Raw genomic sequence first — 18576 nt, forward strand, 5'->3', positions numbered from 1 at the left:
CGGAAAGGATATCCTGATGCGACCCCACCTTCGTGCCACTGCCGCCCGCAGGCTTGCGCTGTCCGCCGCCATGACCGCCCTGCTGGCGGCGCCTGCGCTGGCCGCACCCATGGCCTGCGGCCATGCCGGCCCCTCGCGCCTGACCGTCACCGGCGAGGGCCAGTCCCGCATCGCCCCCGACATGGCGACCGTCCAGCTGGGCGTGACCACCCAGGCCGACACCGCCAGCGCCGCGATGGAAGAGAACAGCGCCCAGCAGCGTGCCGTGATCGACGCGCTGACCGGCGCGGGCATCGACGAGGCGCAGATCCAGACCGCCGGTCTGAACCTGAACCCGCTGATGCAGTACGGAGAGAACCAAGCGCCGACCGTCACCGGCTATCAGGCGACGAACACCGTGCAGGTGCGCGTGACCGACATGGCCCGTCTGGGCGAGGTTCTGGACGCCATCGTCGGCGCCGGCGCGAACGAGATCAACGGCATCACCTTCACCCGCGAGGACGGCACCGAGGCGCTGGACGACGCGCGCCGGGACGCCGTCACCGATGCCCGCCGCAAGGCCGAGCTGCTGGCCGAGGCCGCGGGCGTCGAGCTGGGGCCGATCCTGACGCTGCGGGACATCCAGACCGGCCAGGGCGGCCCGCGCCCGATGATGCGCATGGAGGCCGCGATGGCTGACAGCACCCCCGTCCAGCCCGGCCAGGTCGAGATGACCGCCCAGGTCGAGATCGACTATGCCCTGGCGGGCGACGCCGCCTGCGCGCCAATGCGCGGCCCGCGCCAGGGCGGCCCGGTCCACCCGCCGATGCATGGCGACGGCGCGCCCACCCCGAATGAGCCTATCGTGCCGGGCATCGTCGAACCGCTGCCCGACGCCCCCCAGATGGACGCGCCCGAGGCCGGCGAGACCGAAGCTCCGGCGAACTGATCCTCATGCGGGCCGGGTTACCCCGGCCCGCATCCTTCAGGCGGTGGCGCGTGCCAGCGCCTGATCCAGATCGGCGATCAGATCGTCCGCATCCTCGATGCCCACCGACAAGCGCACGATCTCGGGGGCGGCACCGGCGGCACGCTGCTGCTCTTCGGTGAGCTGGCGGTGCGTGGTCGAGGCCGAATGGATGACCAGCGACCGCGCATCGCCCAGGTTCGCCACATGGCTGAACAGCGCCAGCGCATCGACCAGCCGGACCGCCGCCTGATAGCCGCCCTTCACCGCAAAGGTGAACAGCGCGCCCGCTCCCTTGGGATAGAGCCGCCGCGCCGTGGCGTTCCAGGGAGAGCTTTCCAGCCCCGCATAAGTCACCCGCTCGACCCGCGGATCAGCCTCCAGCCAGGCGGCGACCTTCTGCGCGTTCTCGACATGGCGGGCCATGCGCAGGGGCAGGGTCTCGATCCCCATCAGCGTGTAATGCGCGCCCTGCGGGTTCATCGTCATGCCCAGATCGCGCAGCCCAACGGCGATTCCGTGAAAGGTGAAGGCCATCGCGCCGAAGGTCTGGTGAAAGACGGTGCCGTGATAGGCGGGCTCGGGCGCGGACAGGCTGGGGAACTTGTCGCTGGCCGACCAGTCGAAGGTGCCGCTGTCCACGACCACGCCGCCGGTGACGGTGCCATTGCCGGTCATGTACTTCGTCAGGCTGTGCACGACCAGCGTGGCACCCATCTCGATCGGGCGGCACAGATAGGGCGTGGCCAGCGTGCTGTCCACGATCAGCGGCACCCCCGCCGCATCGGTGATGGCCGCCACCGCCGGAATGTCGGTCACCGCGCCGCCCGGATTGCTGATCGATTCGCAGAACACCGCCCGCGTGTCATCGTCGATGGCCGCCCGCAGCGCCTCAGAATCGTCGAAATCGACGAATTTCGCGGACCAGCCGAACCGCCGGATCGTGTGGCTGAACTGCGTGACCGTCCCACCATACAGCCGGGTGGAGGCCACGATGTTGCGTCCCGGCGCCATCAGCGGGAACAGCGCCATGATCTGCGCGGCATGGCCCGACGAACAGCAGACCGCACCCGCGCCCCCCTCCAGCGCCGCCACCCGCGCCTGCAGCGCGGCCACGGTCGGGTTGGTCAGGCGCGAATAGATGTACCCGACCTCCTCCAGGTTGAACAACCGCGCCGCATGATCGGCATCGCGAAACGCATAGGCCGTCGTCTGATAGATCGGCACCTGCCGCGCGCCCGTGGCGGGATCGGCCTCGGCCCCCGCATGGATCGCCCGCGTGTCAAATCCCTGTCCCCTCATCGCATCCTCCTCCCTGAAAACCGCCTGAACCCTAGTCCGTCACCCCACGCCCCGCCAATCCCCGACCCTTCTTCTTCAGAAAAATATCCCGGGGGGAGTCCGCAGGACGGGGGGCAGCGCCCCCCTAGCGACCCTGTCGGCGCGCCATAAAGGCCAGCTTCTCGAACAACGCCACATCCTGCTCGTTCTTCAGCAGCGCGCCGTGCAGGCGGGGCAGCATCGTCGCCGCATCGCGCTTCAGATCCTCGGGCGCCAGATCCTCGGCCAGGATCAGCTTCAGCCAGTCCAGGAATTCGCTGGTCGAGGGCTTCTTCTTCAGCCCCGGCACATCGCGCAGCTCCATGAACTGCGCCAGCGCCGTCTCCAGCAGGCGCGGCTTCAGCCCGGGGTGATGGACCGCCACGATGGCCTTCAGCGTCTCGGCATCGGGAAAGCGGATATAGTGGAAAAAGCACCGCCGCAGGAACGCGTCGGGCAGCTCCTTCTCGTTGTTCGAGGTGATGATGACCACCGGCCGATGCGCCGCGCGCACCGTCTCTCCCGTCTCGTAGACATGGAACTCCATCCGGTCCAGCTCCTGCAGCAGGTCGTTCGGGAACTCGATATCGGCCTTGTCCACCTCGTCGATCAGCAGCACCACGCGGGACGGCGCGGCAAAGGCCTGCCACAGCTTGCCGCGGCGGATATAGTTCGACACGTCATTGACCCGCGCATCGCCCAGCTGGCTGTCGCGCAACCGGCTGACGGCATCGTATTCATACAGCCCTTGCTGCGCCTTGGTGGTGGACTTCACATGCCACTCGATGATCGGCATCCCCAGGCTGGTCGCCACCTGCCGCGCCAGTTCGGTCTTGCCTGTGCCCGGCTCGCCCTTGACCAGCAGCGGGCGTTCCAGCGTCATGGCGGCATTGACGGCCATCGCCAGGTCGGGTGGCGCCACATAGCGGTCGGTGCCGGTAAACTGCATGAAAACTCTCCTTTTGCGTGAGCCGCTTGGCCGAACCTGCCCGGTCGGGGCGGCCGGTCTGCACATAACGCATGATCTGTGCCCTGAACCCTAGTGACAAGCAGGACGTCATACTTTATGGGGGCGCGCAAGGTGCCGGAAATTTTGCTCCGCCCGGCGCCGCCGGAGGACGTATGAAAGCCCAGACCTTCCTTCCCCAGGATTATCGTCCCGCCGAGGACGAACCCTTCATGAACGAGCGTCAGCTCGAATATTTCCGGCGGAAACTGGAAGCCTGGAAACAGGAACTGCTGGACCAGTCGGCCGAAACGCTGGAGGGTCTGCAGGACAGCGCCCGCGCCGTTCCCGACCTGGCCGACCGCGCCAGCGAGGAAACCGACCGCGCGCTGGAACTGCGCACCCGCGACCGTCAGCGCAAGCTGGTCAGCAAGATCGACCAGGCCCTGCGCCGCATCGAGACCGGCGATTTCGGCTATTGCGAGATGACCGGCGAACCGATCAGCCTGCGCCGTCTGGACGCCCGCCCCATCGCCACCATGACGCTGGAGGCGCAGGAGCGTCACGAGCGCAAGGAACGCGTCCACCGCGACGACTGACCAGCGCTGGCGATCCGCCGTAGCAAGGCCCCGCCCCCGCGCGGGGCCTTCTGGCATCCGAGGCCACATCCGAAAGGAACCCGCATGACCGCGCTGCGCGACCGCCCCGTGACCGTGATCGGCGCTGGCATCGGCGGGCTGACCGCCGCCCTGGCGCTGGCCCGGCGCGGCGCGCGGGTGACGGTGCTGGAACGCGCGCCCGCCCTGACCGAGGTCGGCGCGGGCATCCAGATCTCGGCCAACGCGGTCCGGGTCCTGGATGCGCTGGACCTTGGCCCGGCTTTGGACGCCGCCGCCCTGCGCAACCGCGCGGTGCAGCTGAACGATGCGCGGGGCCGCCGCGTGCTGCGCATGGACCTGATGCGCCACCGCCCCGATGCCCGGTTCCTGCTGATCCATCGCGCCCGGCTGATAGACCTGCTGGCCGATGCCGCGACGCAAGCGGGCGTCACCCTCCGGCTGGGCCTTGACGCCACGTCCGCGCCGGACGACCTGCTGACCATCGCCGCGGACGGGTTGCGCAGCACCCATCGCGGCACGCTGAACGGCACGCAGGCCCCGTTCTTCACCGGCCAGACCGCATGGCGCGCGCTGATCCCCGATGCAGGCGGCCCGCCCGAGGCACAGGTCTTCATGGCCCCCGGTCGCCACCTCGTCAGCTATCCGCTGCGCGGCGGCCTGCGCAATATCGTCGCCGTAGAGGAGCGCCGCGACTGGCAGGACGAGGGCTGGTCCCACCCCGGCGACCCGGCGCTGCTGCGGCGCAATTTCGCGGGAATTGCCGGCCCGGTGCCCGGCTGGCTGGCAGCGGTGACTCAAGTGCATCTCTGGGGCCTGTTCCGCCACCCCGTGGCGCCGCGCTGGCACGACGACCGCCTGGTCCTGTTAGGGGATGCCGCCCACCCGACGCTGCCCTTCCTGGCACAGGGCGCCGGCATGGCGATCGAGGATGCCTGGACCCTCGCCGCCTGCCTCGACGCCGACGCCGATCAGCCGCGCGCCCTGGCCCGCTATCAGGCGCTGCGCGTGCCGCGTGTCACGCGGATCATTGACGCGGCCAACGCCAATGCCGGGAACTATCACCTCGGCGGCGCGAAACGGGTGGTCGCGCACGGCGTGCTGCGCCTTGCAGACCGGCTGGCACCGGGGCTGGTGCCCGGGCGCTTCGACTGGCTCTACGACCACGACCCGGTTGCCGTGACCCCCTGAGAACCCAGTGCGACGGCGGGGGTGCGGGGGGCTGGCCCCCCGCCGTCGCGGGACGCAATCAGGCGGCGTGCTCGACCGCGGCGACGATCCCGTCGACGACCTCGCGCAGGACGGCCTCGTCCTCGGCCTCGGCCATTACCCGGATCAGCGGCTCGGTCCCCGACTTGCGGATCAGCACCCGGCCTGACCCGGCCAGCCGCGCCTCGGCATCCGCGATCACCCGCTTGACCGGCTCCGCCGCCAGCGGGTCGGCCCCCGCGGCATAGCGCACGTTCTTCAGCATCTGCGGCACCGGGTCGAATTGGCTGACCAGATCGCTGGCCGCCAGTCCCGTCTCGGCCATCGCGCCCAGAACCTGCATCGCCGCGACCAGCCCGTCTCCGGTGGTGGCATAGTCGGTCATCACGATATGGCCCGACTGCTCTCCACCCAGGTTGAATCCGCCCTCGCGCATCCGCTCGACCACATAGCGGTCGCCGACCTGCGTGCGCTCCAGCCGCAGGCCGCGCGCCGACAGGTAATGCTCCAGCCCCAGGTTCGACATGACGGTGGCGACCAGCGCGCCCCCCGCCAGGCGGCCCTGATCGGCCCACCGGCCCGCCAGCAGCGCCATGATCTGATCGCCATCGGCCACGCGCCCGGTCTGATCCACGATCACCACCCGGTCGGCATCGCCGTCCAGACTGATGCCCAGATGCGCACCATGGGCGCGGACCGCATCGGCGCAGGCCTGAGGATGGGTGCTGCCCACACCGTCATTGATGTTGAAGCCGTCCGGCTTGACCCCCAGGGGGATCACATCCGCGCCCAGCTCCCACAGGACCTCGGGGGCGGCGCGATAGGCCGCGCCATGGGCGCAATCCAGCACCACCTTCAGCCCGTCCAGACGCAGGCCCGCCGGAAAGGTGGTCTTGGCATATTCCATATAGCGGCCGCGCCCGTCCTCGATCCGCTTGGCGCGGCCGATATTGCCGGGCTGGGCCGGGTCGATCTGGCCCGTGACGATGGCCTCGATCTCGGCCTCCGCCTCGTCGGACAGCTTGAAGCCGTCGGGGCCGAAGAACTTGATACCGTTGTCCTCGGCCGGGTTGTGGCTGGCCGAGATCATGATCCCCAGATCCGCCCGCATCGACCGCGTCAGGAACCCCACCGCAGGCGTCGGCACCGGCCCCAGCAGCAGCACGTTCATGCCGGTGCTGGTCAGCCCCGCCGTCAGCGCGTTCTCCAGCATGTAGCCCGACAGGCGCGTGTCCTTGCCGATCACCACGCGATGCCGGTTGCGCCCGTCGCGCCGGAAATAGCGCCCGGCGGCGGCACCAAGGCGCAGCGCCATCTCGGCGGTCATCGGATGGGTATTGGCGCGACCGCGCACCCCGTCGGTTCCGAACAGCTTGCGGGTCATTGCCCTGCCTCCCTCGTCTCGTTCAGCGCGGCGACCAGCCGCAGCGCCTGTGCATGCTCTGCCACGTCGTGGACGCGGTGGATCTGAACGCCCTGGGCGATGGCCGCCACGGTCAAGGCCAGCGTACCCGGCACACGATCGGCAGGCAATTCCGCGCCCCCGATCCGGCCGATGAAGCGTTTGCGCGACACGCCCAGCAGGATCGGACAGCCCAGCCCATGATACAGCGAAATCCGGCGCAGGATGGCCAGGTTATGCGCCTCGGTCTTGCCAAAGCCGATGCCGGGGTCGATCACGATGCGGTGGGCTGGGATGCCCGCCGCCACCGCCCGCGCGATCCGCGCCTCAAGCGCGTCATAGACGTCCAGCAGCACGTCGTCATAGCGCGGATCGTCCTGCATGGTCTGGGGCAGGCCCTGCGCGTGCATCAGGCAGACGGGCACGCCTGCCTGCGCCACCAATCCGGGCAGGTCCGCATCAAAGTCGAACCCAGACACGTCGTTCACCATTCCCGCGCCCGCCTGCAGCGCGGCCTGGGCCACCGCCGCCTTGCGGGTGTCGACCGATACGGGCAGCAGCCCGCGCGCGGCCTCCAGCGCGGGGCGGATGCGCGCGATCTCATCAGCCGGGGCAATCTCCTCCGCGCCGGGGCGGGTCGATTCGCCGCCGATATCCAGCAGGTCGGCCCCTGCCTCCATCAGCGCGCGGCACTGGGCCACCGGATCGTAATGACCGCCATCGGAAAAGCTGTCGGGGGTGGCGTTCACGATGCCCATCAGGCGGGGGCGGTCCAGCGCCAAACCCATCAGGCCCGCGCGGGGCGCGGTCAGCGCGGCGATCACCGCATCGGGGGAGTCGGTCACGACGCGGGGGGCGTGGCCGCGCTGCAGGCATTCCAGCGCGCTGAACCCGGTCCAGCCCCCGGCCAGCGGCCAGCGGCCCCCCTGGGCCTGGGGAATCGGGCGGTAATACAGGCGGTCCGTGGACATGGTAGGGATCAGTCTCAGGGAAGGCGGGCCACGGTGACGCCGTCGGGCGCCTCGGGCAGCGGCACCTGCGGCGGCAGCGCGAAATCAACGCGATGCGCGCCAAGGCGCCCGGCCAGCCACAGCGCCAGGCTGTCGGCGGTGTCGCCCGCAGGCATGGCATCGGCGGCCAGCCGCGTGGGGGCCCAGATCACCGGCTGGCGCAGCTGGATCGCGGCGTCCAGCTCGGTCCGCGTCTCGGCCACCTCCAGCGACAGCGCGCCGGCCAGGGTCCAGGCCGCCTGGTCCAGCGCCAGCAGCGCCAGCCTGCGGCCGTGCGGACCGGCCGGGACGGGCGCATCATGGCGCGGCACGACCACGACCGCGCCCTGCGGGACGGGTGCGTCCGGCCCGTGCACCAGAATCGTCACCGGCGCCTCGACCCCGGTGGCGGGCACGCGACCGCGATGGCGGATGATCGACACGCCAAGCGCGCCCGGACCGCGATCCAGCTTTTCGACGCTGACCTGGATGCGGGCGGCGCGGGGATGGGCTAGGACCTCGGCGGCGATGCGTTCGGCCAGGGTCTCGACTAGGTTATAGCGCTGATCGGCCATGGCCGTGTCCACGGCCTGGGTCAGCACGTCATAGGACAGCACGTGATCGACGTGATCCTCGGCCCCCGCGACGCTCTCGCGCAGGTCGACGGTCAAGTTGAAGCGCAGGCGCTGATCCTGCCCGCGCTCGGACTGAAAGGCGCCGATTTCGGCCGAGAGCACGTGGTCGCGCAGAAAGATGCGGTCGGGATGTTCCATAGCCGCCATTCACCCGAAATCCGCGGCATGGGCAAGCCCCGCCGCGGCCGCAGCCCCCTCAGTTCGAGGCGACGCGCTGGTTGCCACGGTAAAAGATGTGCCGGCCGATCTGCACGGTGCGCTGGAAGCGGTGCGACCAGGCGGGGCTGACGGCGGGGGTGTGGAAATAGGTCGCGCCCCCGGTCAGCTGCCGGGGCGCACCGGCCAGCGCCTCGGAGGCGATGTCCTGGGCGCGCAGATAGGCGGCCTTGTTGCGGATCGGCTTGGCGCCGCCGATGGTATAGCTGAACTGGCTGGGCTGGTTGATCACGCCGCAGACGGTCGAGGGAAAGGTGCCGCTGTCCACGCGGTTCAGGATGACCTCGGCTACGGCCAGCTGGCCCTGACGCCCCTCTCCGCGGGCCTCGTGATACAGCGCCTCGGCCATGCAGTTCAGGTCGTCGCGCGAAAAGCCGCGGCGCGTGCTGGCCAGGTGCAGAGTCTCGACCGGGGTATCGGGGGCGATCTCCAGCGGAGCGGGTTCGGCATCGGTGAACAGCAGGGGCGTGGGACGGGGGGCATTGGCGGCGGCCTGAAGGGCACCGAACATCCCGGCATCGGCGGAAAACAGCGATCCGTTGCCTCCGGCCGAGGCGGTCGTGGTCAAAAGGGGCAAGGCTGTGACGGCACAGAGACAGGCGCGCGCCAGCCGGTTGGGCAGCTTGGGCATGGTCAGTCCTATATCGGACCCGTGTTGACGGGCCATTAATGCCCGGTCGAACAGGAGCAGACTGTCACGCCGGGCGGGCTGACGAAGTAATTAGGTTTTTCACGACCCACACGGCCATCCCACAACCGCGTGAGATCCCGAACAGGCCCGTTCAGGCCGAATTTGGGCAGCATTCCGCCAGCCGGTTTTGTGCAGACAGGCGGGTTCCGGCGCATCTGGCGTTATGTGCAACCATATGGATGGCAAATCCGCAACTGCCAGTTGCAGAATCAGCGCAGGGGCGCGGCAGCCCGTCCCCGGATCGCGGATTGCGCCGCCGCAAGCCGTGCGACCGGCACCCGGAACGGTGAGCAGGACACGTAATCCACCCCCGCCTGATGGCAGAACGCGATGGATTCAGGGTTGCCGCCATGTTCGCCGCAGACGCTGATGGTGATGCCCGGTTTCTGCTGGCGGGCGCGCTGCACGCCGATCAGCACCAGCTCTCCGACGCCGTCCTGGTCCAGGACGTGGAACGGGTCCTCGGCATAGACGCCCTGGCCGACATAGGCGCCCATGAAGCGGCCTGCATCGTCGCGCGACAGGCCGTAGGTCATCTGCGTCAGATCGTTCGTGCCAAAGGACAGGAAGGCTGAATGCGCAGCGATGTCGCCCGCACGCAGGGCGGCGCGCGGCGTTTCCACCATCACGCCCAAACGATAGGTGAAATCGGTGCGGCGTTCGTTCCTGACGGCGGCGGCGACGGCGTCGATGCGGGTCTTGACCAGCTCGACCTCGCGCATGGCGCTGACCAGGGGGATCATGATCTCGGGGACGATGGGGTCGCCCTTGAGGCTGGCATCGACCGTCGCCTCGAAGATGGCGCGGGCCTGCATGTCATAGATTTCCGGCACCGTGATCCCCAAGCGCACGCCCCGCATGCCCAACATCGGGTTGAACTCGGTCAGGGCCTCGACGCGGCGGGTGACGTCGGACAAGGGCAGGTCCAGCAATTCGGCCAGCTCGCGCAGCCCCTCGCGGTCATGGGGCAGGAATTCGTGCAACGGCGGGTCGAACAGGCGGATGGTGACGGGCAGCCCGGCCATGATCTCGAACAGGCGGGTGAAGTCCTGGCGCTGCATGGGCAGGATGCGATCCAGCGACAGGCGGCGATCCTCGGGGGTGTCGGCAAAGATCATCTCGCGCATGGCGGGCAGGCGCTCGGCGTCAAAGAACATGTGCTCGGTCCGGCAGAGGCCGATGCCCTGGGCCTGAAAGCGGCGGGCGGTCTCGGCATCCTCGGGGGTGTCGGCATTGGCGCGCACGCCCAGACCTCCGGCCTCGGCCGCCCAATCCATCAGCTGGGTGAAGGCATCGTCCAGCGCGGGGGGCAGCAGCACGGCCGCGCCCGCCAGAACCTCGCCCGAGCTGCCGTCGATGGTGATTTCGTCGCCCTCGCGCAGGGTGCGGCTGCCGGCGCGGACGGTGCGGGCGCGGGCGTCGATGGTCAGGCCGCTGGCGCCCACGATGCAGGGCAGGCCCAGGCCGCGTGCGATGACCGCCGCGTGGCTGGTCGTGCCGCCCCGTTCGGTCAGCACCGCGACCGAGGCATGCATGCCGCGGATATCCTCGGGGATGGTCTCTCGGCGCACCAGGATGCAGGGCTCTCCACGGGCATGCGACGACTGCGCAGCGGCGGCGGTAAAGACGATGCGCCCGGTGGCGGCGCCCGGGCTGGCGTCGATGCCGCGCGCGATCACGTCACGCGGCGCACGCGGGTCGACCTGATGGTGCAGCAGATCGGCCAGGGCGCGCGGTTCGACCCGCATCAGCGCCTCTTCGGGGGGGATGATGCCGTCGCGGGCCAGGCTGACGGCGATGCGCACGCTGGCGCGGCTGCCGCGCGTCACGCGCACCGCGTCGATGACGCTGATCCGGCCGCCGGTGACGACGAACTCGATCTGCATCTCCTCGCGCAGACGCTCGCGCGCGGCGATGCCAAAGCGGACCAGGTCGGCAAAGATCTCGGGCGCGGTCTCCTCCAGCGAGGGGCCGCGATCGTCGCGGGTCAGATACAGCGTCTCGGCCCCGGTGCCGATGGTGGCGCCGTGGCGCTGGCCGCGAAAGCGCCCCGTGACGCGCGGTGTGCCTGTGACGGGGTCGATGAACTGGATCGTGCCAGAGCCGCAGATGCCGGGTCCAAGCGCCAGCGCCATCTCCTGCACCACCAGGCCCAGGGGCGCATCGGCGGGCGCGCCCTTGGCCTGACGCAGCAGGCGCGCCGTGGGGCCGTCCCAGGCCCGTGCCATGCTGCGCAGCACCTGGTTCAGCTGTTCGACCGGGTCCTGGGGGAAGGGCTGGTCCATCTCGTCGTGATAGCAGCGCAGGGCATCGGCCAGCGCGCCGTCGCCATCCTGGCTGAACATGTCGGGGTCCAGCCGCGCGATATGGATGGCATAGCTTTGAACAAAGGACAGATAGACCGCATCGGCGTTCTGCCGCCCGATGGCTGCGGCCAGCCGCCCGTGCAGCGCGTCGTTGATGCCCACGTTCAGCACCGTGCCCGGCCCGCCCCATTCCGGCATGACGGCCGAGGGGCGCACGCTGACCAGACCGCTGCCCGCGAACACCTCGCTCAGCACGTCGGGGGCCACGGGGCGCCCCTGCGCGATCATACGCACGGCATCGGCAGAGATCGCAAAGCTGCGCGGCACGGGCAGGTCCATGCGGACCAGGCGCTGCAGGCATTTCGCGCGCCAGCCGTGATCGGCACGGTCGATCCGCCCCGAGGGGGTGATCAGCGTCGCCTGAGAGGGGTGGGGCATGTCCATGGGGGCAGAGCATGGCGGTCCGACGCCAATGCCGCAAGTGCGAAAAAGGGGGCCGAGGCCCCCTGATCCTTTGTGTCGCGGGGCCTCAGCCCTCGGCTTCGGTCTCTTCGGCCGGGGCGGCGTCCTCGGCGGGCTCACTGCCATCGGCGATGGTGACCGACAGCATGTAGTCGGGTTCCTCGACCGCGCCATTGGCGGCAGAGTTGCCCTTCTTGATGCCGTCCAGCACGTCCCAGCCCTCGATCAGCTGACCGACGACGGTGTATTCGCCGTCCAGGAAGGGCGCGGGGGCCAGGTCGATGAAGAACTGGCTGTTCGCGCTGTTGGGGTCCATCGCGCGGGCCATGCCCACGGTGCCGCGATCGAAGGTGGCGTCGCTGAACTCGGCCTCCAGATCGGGCAGGTCGCTGCCGCCCATGCCGGCCATGGCGGTGTCGCCATCCTGGCGGCCGTTCTGCACGTCGCCGGTCTGCGCCATGAAGCCGTCGATCACGCGGTGGAAGACGACGCCGTCATAGGCACCCGACTGCGCCAGCTCGACCAGGCGGGCGACGTGGTTGGGGGCCAGGTCCTCGCGCAGGTCCAGAACCATCGTGCCCTTGGAATTGCCCTCGGCATCGGCGACCTCGATCACCATGTTCGGGCCGTCGGTATCCTCGACGGCCGGGTTGGTGCCCTGCGCGGTGGCGGCGGTGCCCAGCATCAGCAGGGCGGGGATCAGGGCGACCTTACGCATCGGCGGCCACCTTGACGCTGATCATGCGGTCGGGGTTCACCGGGGGTTCGCCGCGCGCGATCTTGTCGACATGCTCCATGCCCTCGATCACGCGGCCATAGACCGTGTACTGACCGTTCAGGAAATGGTTGTCGCCAAAGTTGATGAAGAACTGGCTGTTCGCGCTGTTGGGGTTCTGCGACCGTGCGGCGCCGATGGTGCCCCGGTCATGCGGCAGCTTGGAGAACTCTGCCGGCAGGTCCGGCATGTCGGAACCGCCCGTGCCGGCGCGGCCCGGATTGTAGTTCTTTTCCATATTGGCATTCGCGACATCGCCCGTCTGGGCCATGAAGCCGTCGATTACCCGGTGAAAGGCCACGTTGTCGTAGGCGCCGGCGCGAGCCAGTTCCTTCATGCGCGCGGTGTGCTTGGGGGCGACATCCGACAGCAGCTCGATGACGACGGGACCGTCCTTCAGCGTGATGACGATGGTGTTCTCGGGATCCTTGATCTCGGCCATGCGGGCCTCCTTTTGCCGTGTTCGTCCCCTGATCTAGGGATTGATGCGCCGAAGGGCAACGCGCGAAACCGTGACGGTGCGCGGAACAGGCCCGCCGCGGGTGGTCCCGGCAAGGCTTTGCCGAACGGCTGTGGTTGACGGCGCGACCGCCATGCGGGACAAGTTCGCGACATTGCGACACCGAAGGATGCGACATGGCCAAGTTCAATACCATCGACGACATGGATCTTGCCGGAAAGGTCGTGCTGACCCGCGTCGACGTGAACGTGCCGGTCGAGAACGGGCAGGTCACGGACGCCACCCGGATCGAAAAGATCGTCCCCACCGTCAAGGACATCCAGGCCAAGGGCGGCATCCCGGTGCTGCTGGCGCATTTCGACCGCCCCAAGGGACAGCGCGTCGACGCCATGAGCCTGCGCCAGATCGTCCCCTCGCTGGAGGCCGCGCTGGGACAGGAGGTGGTCTTTGCCGATGACTGCATCGGCGGACCGGCCAAGCGGGTCGTGGCGGCCCTGAAGCCGGGCCAGGTCGCGCTGATGGAGAACACGCGGTTCCATGCCGGAGAGGAGGCCAATGACGCCACCTTTGCGGCATCGCTGGCGGCGCTGGGCGGGGCCTATGTGAACGATGCGTTTTCGGCAGCCCACCGGGCACATGCCTCGACCGAGGCGCTGGCGCGGCTGCTGAACGCCGGTGCGGGCCGTCTGATGGAAGCCGAGTTGAAGGCGCTGGACGCAGCTCTGGGCGATCCGCAGCGGCCGGTCATGGCGGTCGTGGGCGGGGCCAAGGTCTCGACCAAGCTGGAGCTGCTGACGAACCTGGTGGAAAAGGTCGATCATCTGGTGATCGGCGGCGGCATGGCCAACACCTTCCTGGTGGCCAAGGGGGTCGAGGTCGGCAAGTCGCTGGCCGAACGCGACATGGCCGACACCGCCCGCGCCATCCTGGAGAAGGCCGAGGCGACGGGGTGCAAGATCCACCTGCCCGTGGACATCGTTGTCGCGCGCGAATTCAAGGCGGGTGCCGCATCCGAGACGCTGCCGGTCGATCAGTGCCCGGCGGATGCGATGATCCTGGATGCCGGTCCCGACACGGTCGAGGCGCTGCGCCAGGCCATGACGGCCTGCAAGACGCTGATCTGGAACGGCCCGCTGGGCGCGTTCGAGATCGAGCCCTTCGATGCCGCCACCAATGCGGCAGCCCGTGCGGCGGCAGAGCTGACCGCGCAGGGCGCGCTGGTCTCGGTCGCCGGGGGTGGCGATACCGTGGCGGCGCTGAACAAGGCCGGGGCGGCAGAGAGCTTTACCTTCATCTCCACCGCGGGCGGCGCGTTCCTGGAGTGGATGGAAGGCAAGACCCTACCGGGCGTCGCAGCCCTGGAGGCCGCGCGGCGCTGACCCCTAGGGTGATGCGGGCTGGCCTGCATCGCCCGGCACCACGGTCGGCCCTTCGGGGCCGGCAGCCGGGGGAAGGCCCCGGGCCTGCGTCTCATAATCCGACAGCATCTTGAGCCATTGGAAATAGGCCAGGGGCGGGGTGACGCGTTCGGGGCTTTGCACCGTCAGGGCGGGCAGCATCTCGGTCTGGGTGGCGCCGGATGAGATCGGGCGCATCCAGATCGCGCGCTGATCCGCGCCGATCCGGGTCTCCAGGGCGCTGGACCCGATGCCGAAGATCGGCACCTGGTAATGCGCCAGGGTCGTGGTCATGAACATGGCTTCTCCTTTCGGGCACGGGCCTGACCCCATGATATGACGAAAATTCGCCTGAAACTCGATTCAACTGTCGTTAAGGTTTTAGCGATAACGTGCGCGGGCTGGCGGCGTTCGCAAATCCCCCTGTATTTGTTAGCGTAACCAGCATTGCCGCGGGTGGTCTGCATGCTATCCAGCAGCCGAAATAGAGGAGAGTCCCATGCAGATGACCGACACGGTGCGCCGCATCCTGGCCAATTACGAAGGCGAGACGCCGGGCGTGAAGGCGCAGTTGGCGCGCATGCTGATGACCGGCAAGCTGGCCGGTACCGGCAAGATGATCATCCTGCCCGTCGACCAGGGGTTCGAGCATGGCCCCGCACGGTCCTTTGCGGCCAACCCGGCCGGATACGACCCGCATTATCATTATCAGCTGGCGATCGATGCCGGGCTGAACGCCTATGCCGCGCCCTTGGGCATGATCGAGGCGGGCGCGGACACGTTCGCGGGCCAGATCCCGACCATCCTGAAGGTCAACAGCGCCAACAGCCTGATGTCGGACACGGCGGGCAAGAACCAGGCGATCACCGCGTCGGTGGACGATGCCCTGCGTCTGGGTTGTGCGGCGGTGGGATTCACCATCTATCCCGGCTCGGACATGGCGCTGGACATGTTCGAGGAGATCGTCGAGATGCGCCGCGAGGCCGCCGCCAAGGGCGTGGCCACGGTCATCTGGTCCTATCCGCGCGGCGAGGCCGTGACCAAGGACGGCGAGACGGCCATCGACGTGGCAGCCTATGCCGCCCAGATCGCGGCGCTGATCGGCGCGCATATCATCAAGATCAAGCTGTCCACCGACCACCTGATGCTGCCCGAGGCCAAGAAGGTCTATGAGGAAAAGGGCATCGACGTGTCCAGCCAGGCCAAGCGGGTCGCGCATTGCATGCAGGCCAGCTTTGGCGGGCGGCGTATCGTGGTGTTCTCGGGCGGTGCGGCCAAGGGGGTCGATGCGGTGTTCGACGACGCGCGTGCGATCCGTGACGGCGGCGGCAACGGCTCGATCATCGGGCGGAACAGCTTTCAGCGGTCGCGCGAGGATGCGCTGGAGATGCTGGGCAAGCTGGTCGACATCTACAAGGGTGCCTGATCCGGGGGGCGCCTGATCGGCGGACACCTGAGCGATCCAGCGGACGCGCCCCCGAGGGGGCGCGACGCCATCAAGCGCCTGACGGCGCAGGACGGGGGCCTTTCGGCCCCCTTTTTCACACCTCTTCGATACGCAGCTCCACCGGGTCGCTGACCAGGACGCCGGTGCGGGGCAGGGCCTCGATGGCGAAATCGATGGCCTCGGGGGTGGTCTTGTGGGTGACGACCAGGACCGGGACGCTGGCGGGGCTGTGCTGACCGTATTGGCGCATCCGGTCGATCGAGATGCCGGCATCGCCCAGGACTGTCGCGACCTTGGCCAAGGCGCCGGGTTTGTCCTGCAGCTCCAGGCGGATGTAATAGGCGGCGGGGACGGCCGTGCGGGCGGGCTGGGCCACCGTCAGCGTATCGGCGGGCTGCCCGAAGACCGGCAGGCGGACACCGCGGGCGATTTCCACGATGTCGGACATGACGGCGCTGGCGGTGGGGCCTTCGCCGGCACCGGCGCCGCGCAGGACGATCTGACCGACGCTGTCGCCTTCGATCACCACCATGTTGGTGCCGCCGACCAGCTGCCCCAGGGGGCTGTCGGCGGGCACGAGGCAGGGGGACATACGCTGCTCCAGCCCGCGCGCGGTCATCTGCGCCACGCCCAAGAGCTTGATGCGATAGCCCATGTCGCGGGCGCGGTGGATGTCATCGATGCTGACGCGTTCGATCCCCTCGATCTCGACGGCGTCGAAGTTGACCTGCGTGCCGAAGGCGATCGAGGAGAGGATCGCCAGCTTGTGGCCCGCGTCGATGCCGCCCACGTCCAGGGTCGGGTCCGCCTCCAGATAGCCCAGCTGGCGCGCCTCCTCGAAGACGGCGTCATAGGGCAGGCCCGCGCTTTCCATCCGGGTCAGGATGTAGTTGCAGGTGCCGTTCATGACGCCCATCACCCGGGTGATGCGGTTGCCGGCCAGCGATTCGGTCATCGACTTGATGACCGGAATGCCGCCCGCCACGGCGGCCTCGAAGCGGATCACGCGGCCCAGGCTTTCGGCCAGCTGCGCAAGGTCCTGACCGTGCATGGCCAGCAGGGCCTTGTTGGCGGTCACGACATCCTTGCCCGAGCGCAGCGCGGCCTCGATGCTGTCGCGGGCGATGCCTGCGTCGCCGCCGACCAGCTCGATGAACAGGTCGACGTCATCGGCGGTGGCCACGGCCATCGGGTCGGTTTCCCACCGATAGCCCGACAGGTCCGCATCGCGGTTCTTCATGCGGTCGCGGGCGCTGACCGCGGTGATCGCCACGGGCCGACCCGAGCGCATCGCCAGCAGGTCGGCGTGTTTCTGCACGATCTTGACGACACCGATCCCGACGGTGCCAAGCCCGGCAATGCCGAGGCGGAGGGGGGACGACATGAGTGCCTCTCATCCTTGATTTCGCGGGTGTTAGCGCGCCGGGCCGCCTGTTGCAACGCGCGATGCGGTCGCGTCTAGATCCAGCGGCGCGTGCGGGCGGCGTAGGCGGGGTACTCGGCTGGAAACAGGGCGGCCAGGCGGCGTTCCTCGGGCGCGATAAACCGGGTCGCGATGACGCGCGCAAAGGCCAAGGCCAACGGCAGGGCGGCGGGCCATGCGTTCCACATCAGGCACAGGCCCAGCAGGATCAGCAGGTCGGCCAGATAGATCGGGTTGCGCGACCATGCGAAGGGTCCGTGCGCCACCAGGGCTGACGGTTGGCCGTGCGGATCGACGGTCGTGCGCGCCCACGCCATGGTCAGCGCCGCCCAGCCCGCCAGCAGCAGGCCCGCGCCCACCAGCACCCATCCCGGCCAGGCGGGCAGGGCCAGCGGCGGCAGCACCTGGCCTGTCAGCCAGGCCACGCCCGCAAAGCCCGCCAGCCAGACCGGCGGCAGATCTGGTGTCAGGCGCATCCGGGCGTCATTCGCGCCACAGATCCGCGACCCAGGGCGTGGGGCGGACGTAATGACGCAGATGCTTCAGGAAGCCTTCGCGGCGGTCGCCGGTAAAGGCCGCGCGCAGATGGGCCAGCGGCGGGCGGGCCTGATCGGCCTCATCCCACCGCCCCAGGATGGCGTCGGGCGGGTTGAGGCTCCCGGGGAACATCACGATGCGCGTGCCCGCCGGAATGCGCGGATCGCGCCAGTAGTTCGTCGGGAAGGTCGGCACGCAGTGGAACCGAAAATGCGCCAGCCATCCGCGCGGCCAGAACCGGACCCCGCCGGGCGCATTGCGGGTGACGAACCGCTGTTCGTATTTGTAGGTATCCGCCGCCCCCTGCGGATCGGCGGCAAAGATCTGCTGCAGCGGCGCCAGCTTGCCCACCCGCATCCGATAGACCGAGGTCTGGCCCATCTTTTCGAACGGCGTGTTGGGGTTCAGCCCCAGGATGGTGTCGTCCGGGTCGCCATGCGCAAAGAACGCATCCAGATCGCCGGTGACGATGACGTCCAGATCCAGGAACAGCACGACCCCCGTCACGTCGCCCAGATCGCCCCACAGCCGCGATTTCGGCCATTTGCCGCGCGTGTTGACCGGCGCCTGATAGGCGAAATCGGGCAGGGGCCGGACGGCCACGTCAGGATGCAGCCCGGTGCCGTCATCGGTAAAGCAATACAGACGAAACGGCGGCGTGATGTTGCGGGCGACCATCGCATGCAGGCGGTTGACGTATTCCGGCCCGAACTTGGTGCCCCACTTGATGCAGATGATCTGCTTGATCGATCCGTTGCGCCCGTCGTTCATCGCTGTTCCCATCCGCTTTGCGCGCAG

General features: G+C 68.9%; 18 protein-coding genes. 5 read left to right on the plus strand and 13 right to left on the minus strand.

Features of this window, described 5'->3' with window-relative positions; translation table 11 throughout:
• Positions 1-16 precede the first annotated feature (16 nt).
• A complete protein-coding gene (locus FA740_RS02105; RefSeq protein WP_136855124.1) occupies positions 17-928 on the plus strand; it encodes an SIMPL domain-containing protein in 912 nt (303 codons plus the stop codon).
• A 36-nt stretch (positions 929-964) separates the two neighbouring features.
• On the opposite strand, the gene FA740_RS02110 is transcribed toward FA740_RS02105, so the two are convergent.
• Entirely contained in the window at positions 965-2248 is a 1284-nt protein-coding gene (locus FA740_RS02110; RefSeq protein WP_136855125.1) for an O-acetylhomoserine aminocarboxypropyltransferase/cysteine synthase family protein, read from the minus strand.
• Between the two features lie 124 nt (positions 2249-2372).
• Positions 2373-3215, minus strand: a complete 843-nt coding sequence (locus FA740_RS02115) for an AAA family ATPase (protein WP_136855126.1) — start codon at positions 3213-3215, stop codon at positions 2373-2375.
• 173 nt (positions 3216-3388) lie between these two features.
• On the opposite strand from FA740_RS02115, the gene dksA reads away from it, so the two are divergent.
• Together dksA and FA740_RS02125 are read left to right on the plus strand one after the other, a co-directional pair.
• Positions 3389-3811, plus strand: coding sequence for an RNA polymerase-binding protein DksA (gene dksA, locus FA740_RS02120; protein ID WP_136855127.1), 423 nt, complete (start codon positions 3389-3391; stop codon positions 3809-3811).
• 84 nt (positions 3812-3895) lie between these two features.
• Positions 3896-5020, plus strand: a complete 1125-nt coding sequence (locus FA740_RS02125; protein ID WP_136855128.1) for an FAD-dependent oxidoreductase — start codon at positions 3896-3898, stop codon at positions 5018-5020.
• A 58-nt stretch (positions 5021-5078) separates the two neighbouring features.
• On the opposite strand, the gene glmM is transcribed toward FA740_RS02125, so the two are convergent.
• The 7 genes from glmM to FA740_RS02160 all read right to left on the minus strand — a co-directional run bounded on the left by glmM (position 5079) and on the right by FA740_RS02160 (position 12956).
• A complete protein-coding gene (glmM, locus tag FA740_RS02130) occupies positions 5079-6422 on the minus strand; it encodes a phosphoglucosamine mutase (protein WP_136855129.1) in 1344 nt (447 codons plus the stop codon).
• Positions 6419-7411, minus strand: a complete 993-nt coding sequence (gene folP, locus FA740_RS02135; protein ID WP_136855130.1) for a dihydropteroate synthase — start codon at positions 7409-7411, stop codon at positions 6419-6421. The genes glmM and folP overlap by 4 nt, the downstream gene beginning before the upstream one ends.
• Before the next feature lie 14 nt (positions 7412-7425).
• Positions 7426-8202: a dihydroneopterin aldolase gene (locus FA740_RS02140; RefSeq protein WP_136855131.1), complete on the minus strand. Its 777-nt coding sequence runs from the start codon at positions 8200-8202 to the stop codon at positions 7426-7428.
• A gap of 58 nt (positions 8203-8260) precedes the next feature.
• Positions 8261-8911 carry a cell wall hydrolase gene (locus tag FA740_RS02145; RefSeq protein ID WP_246053411.1) on the minus strand — a complete coding sequence of 217 codons (651 nt, stop codon included), beginning with the start codon at positions 8909-8911 and terminating at the stop codon, positions 8261-8263.
• 269 nt (positions 8912-9180) lie between these two features.
• Positions 9181-11715 carry a putative PEP-binding protein gene (locus FA740_RS02150; RefSeq protein WP_169306192.1) on the minus strand — a complete coding sequence of 845 codons (2535 nt, stop codon included), beginning with the start codon at positions 11713-11715 and terminating at the stop codon, positions 9181-9183.
• Between the two features lie 91 nt (positions 11716-11806).
• Positions 11807-12457, minus strand: coding sequence for a peptidylprolyl isomerase (locus FA740_RS02155; protein WP_136855133.1), 651 nt, complete (start codon positions 12455-12457; stop codon positions 11807-11809).
• Entirely contained in the window at positions 12450-12956 is a 507-nt protein-coding gene (locus tag FA740_RS02160; protein WP_136855134.1) for a peptidylprolyl isomerase, read from the minus strand. Before FA740_RS02160 ends, FA740_RS02155 begins: the two co-directional genes overlap by 8 nt.
• A gap of 194 nt (positions 12957-13150) precedes the next feature.
• On the opposite strand from FA740_RS02160, the gene FA740_RS02165 reads away from it, so the two are divergent.
• On the plus strand, positions 13151-14353 hold the full coding sequence (locus FA740_RS02165; RefSeq protein WP_136855135.1) for a phosphoglycerate kinase: 1203 nt from the start codon (positions 13151-13153) through the stop codon (positions 14351-14353).
• A 3-nt stretch (positions 14354-14356) separates the two neighbouring features.
• On the opposite strand, the gene FA740_RS02170 is transcribed toward FA740_RS02165, so the two are convergent.
• Positions 14357-14671, minus strand: a complete 315-nt coding sequence (locus FA740_RS02170; RefSeq protein ID WP_136855136.1) for a hypothetical protein — start codon at positions 14669-14671, stop codon at positions 14357-14359.
• A gap of 199 nt (positions 14672-14870) precedes the next feature.
• On the opposite strand from FA740_RS02170, the gene FA740_RS02175 reads away from it, so the two are divergent.
• Complete coding sequence (locus FA740_RS02175; protein ID WP_136855137.1) at positions 14871-15797, plus strand: class I fructose-bisphosphate aldolase; 927 nt, start codon at positions 14871-14873, stop codon at positions 15795-15797.
• A 115-nt stretch (positions 15798-15912) separates the two neighbouring features.
• On the opposite strand, the gene FA740_RS02180 is transcribed toward FA740_RS02175, so the two are convergent.
• The 3 genes from FA740_RS02180 to FA740_RS02190 all read right to left on the minus strand — a co-directional run bounded on the left by FA740_RS02180 (position 15913) and on the right by FA740_RS02190 (position 18549).
• The gene (locus FA740_RS02180) at positions 15913-17202 is read right to left on the minus strand and encodes a homoserine dehydrogenase (protein ID WP_136855138.1); all 1290 of its coding nucleotides are present in this window, start codon (positions 17200-17202) and stop codon (positions 15913-15915) included.
• A 74-nt stretch (positions 17203-17276) separates the two neighbouring features.
• A complete protein-coding gene (locus FA740_RS02185) occupies positions 17277-17717 on the minus strand; it encodes a methyltransferase family protein (RefSeq protein WP_136855139.1) in 441 nt (146 codons plus the stop codon).
• A gap of 7 nt (positions 17718-17724) precedes the next feature.
• Positions 17725-18549 carry a glycosyl transferase gene (locus FA740_RS02190; protein WP_136855140.1) on the minus strand — a complete coding sequence of 275 codons (825 nt, stop codon included), beginning with the start codon at positions 18547-18549 and terminating at the stop codon, positions 17725-17727.
• Positions 18550-18576 lie beyond the last annotated feature (27 nt).

The sequence above is a fragment of the Paracoccus hibiscisoli genome (genome assembly GCF_005048265.1).
In the GTDB taxonomy this organism is placed as follows: Bacteria; Pseudomonadota; Alphaproteobacteria; order Rhodobacterales; family Rhodobacteraceae; genus Paracoccus; species Paracoccus hibiscisoli.

Excerpts from the sequence above, each read along its gene's own strand:
- FA740_RS02105 (WP_136855124.1), top strand. The coding sequence starts at position 17 with ATGCGACCCCACCTTCGTGCCACTGCCGCCCGCAGGCTTGCGCTGTCC.
- FA740_RS02110 (WP_136855125.1), bottom strand. The coding sequence starts at position 2,248 with ATGAGGGGACAGGGATTTGACACGCGGGCGATCCATGCGGGGGCCGAG.
- FA740_RS02115 (WP_136855126.1), bottom strand. The coding sequence starts at position 3,215 with ATGCAGTTTACCGGCACCGACCGCTATGTGGCGCCACCCGACCTGGCG.
- dksA (WP_136855127.1), top strand. The coding sequence starts at position 3,389 with ATGAAAGCCCAGACCTTCCTTCCCCAGGATTATCGTCCCGCCGAGGAC.
- FA740_RS02125 (WP_136855128.1), top strand. The coding sequence starts at position 3,896 with ATGACCGCGCTGCGCGACCGCCCCGTGACCGTGATCGGCGCTGGCATC.
- glmM (WP_136855129.1), bottom strand. The coding sequence starts at position 6,422 with ATGACCCGCAAGCTGTTCGGAACCGACGGGGTGCGCGGTCGCGCCAAT.
- folP (WP_136855130.1), bottom strand. The coding sequence starts at position 7,411 with ATGTCCACGGACCGCCTGTATTACCGCCCGATTCCCCAGGCCCAGGGG.
- FA740_RS02140 (WP_136855131.1), bottom strand. The coding sequence starts at position 8,202 with ATGGAACATCCCGACCGCATCTTTCTGCGCGACCACGTGCTCTCGGCC.
- FA740_RS02145 (WP_246053411.1), bottom strand. The coding sequence starts at position 8,911 with ATGCCCAAGCTGCCCAACCGGCTGGCGCGCGCCTGTCTCTGTGCCGTC.
- FA740_RS02150 (WP_169306192.1), bottom strand. The coding sequence starts at position 11,715 with ATGCCCCACCCCTCTCAGGCGACGCTGATCACCCCCTCGGGGCGGATC.
- FA740_RS02155 (WP_136855133.1), bottom strand. The coding sequence starts at position 12,457 with ATGCGTAAGGTCGCCCTGATCCCCGCCCTGCTGATGCTGGGCACCGCC.
- FA740_RS02160 (WP_136855134.1), bottom strand. The coding sequence starts at position 12,956 with ATGGCCGAGATCAAGGATCCCGAGAACACCATCGTCATCACGCTGAAG.
- FA740_RS02165 (WP_136855135.1), top strand. The coding sequence starts at position 13,151 with ATGGCCAAGTTCAATACCATCGACGACATGGATCTTGCCGGAAAGGTC.
- FA740_RS02170 (WP_136855136.1), bottom strand. The coding sequence starts at position 14,671 with ATGTTCATGACCACGACCCTGGCGCATTACCAGGTGCCGATCTTCGGC.
- FA740_RS02175 (WP_136855137.1), top strand. The coding sequence starts at position 14,871 with ATGCAGATGACCGACACGGTGCGCCGCATCCTGGCCAATTACGAAGGC.
- FA740_RS02180 (WP_136855138.1), bottom strand. The coding sequence starts at position 17,202 with ATGTCGTCCCCCCTCCGCCTCGGCATTGCCGGGCTTGGCACCGTCGGG.
- FA740_RS02185 (WP_136855139.1), bottom strand. The coding sequence starts at position 17,717 with ATGCGCCTGACACCAGATCTGCCGCCGGTCTGGCTGGCGGGCTTTGCG.
- FA740_RS02190 (WP_136855140.1), bottom strand. The coding sequence starts at position 18,549 with ATGAACGACGGGCGCAACGGATCGATCAAGCAGATCATCTGCATCAAG.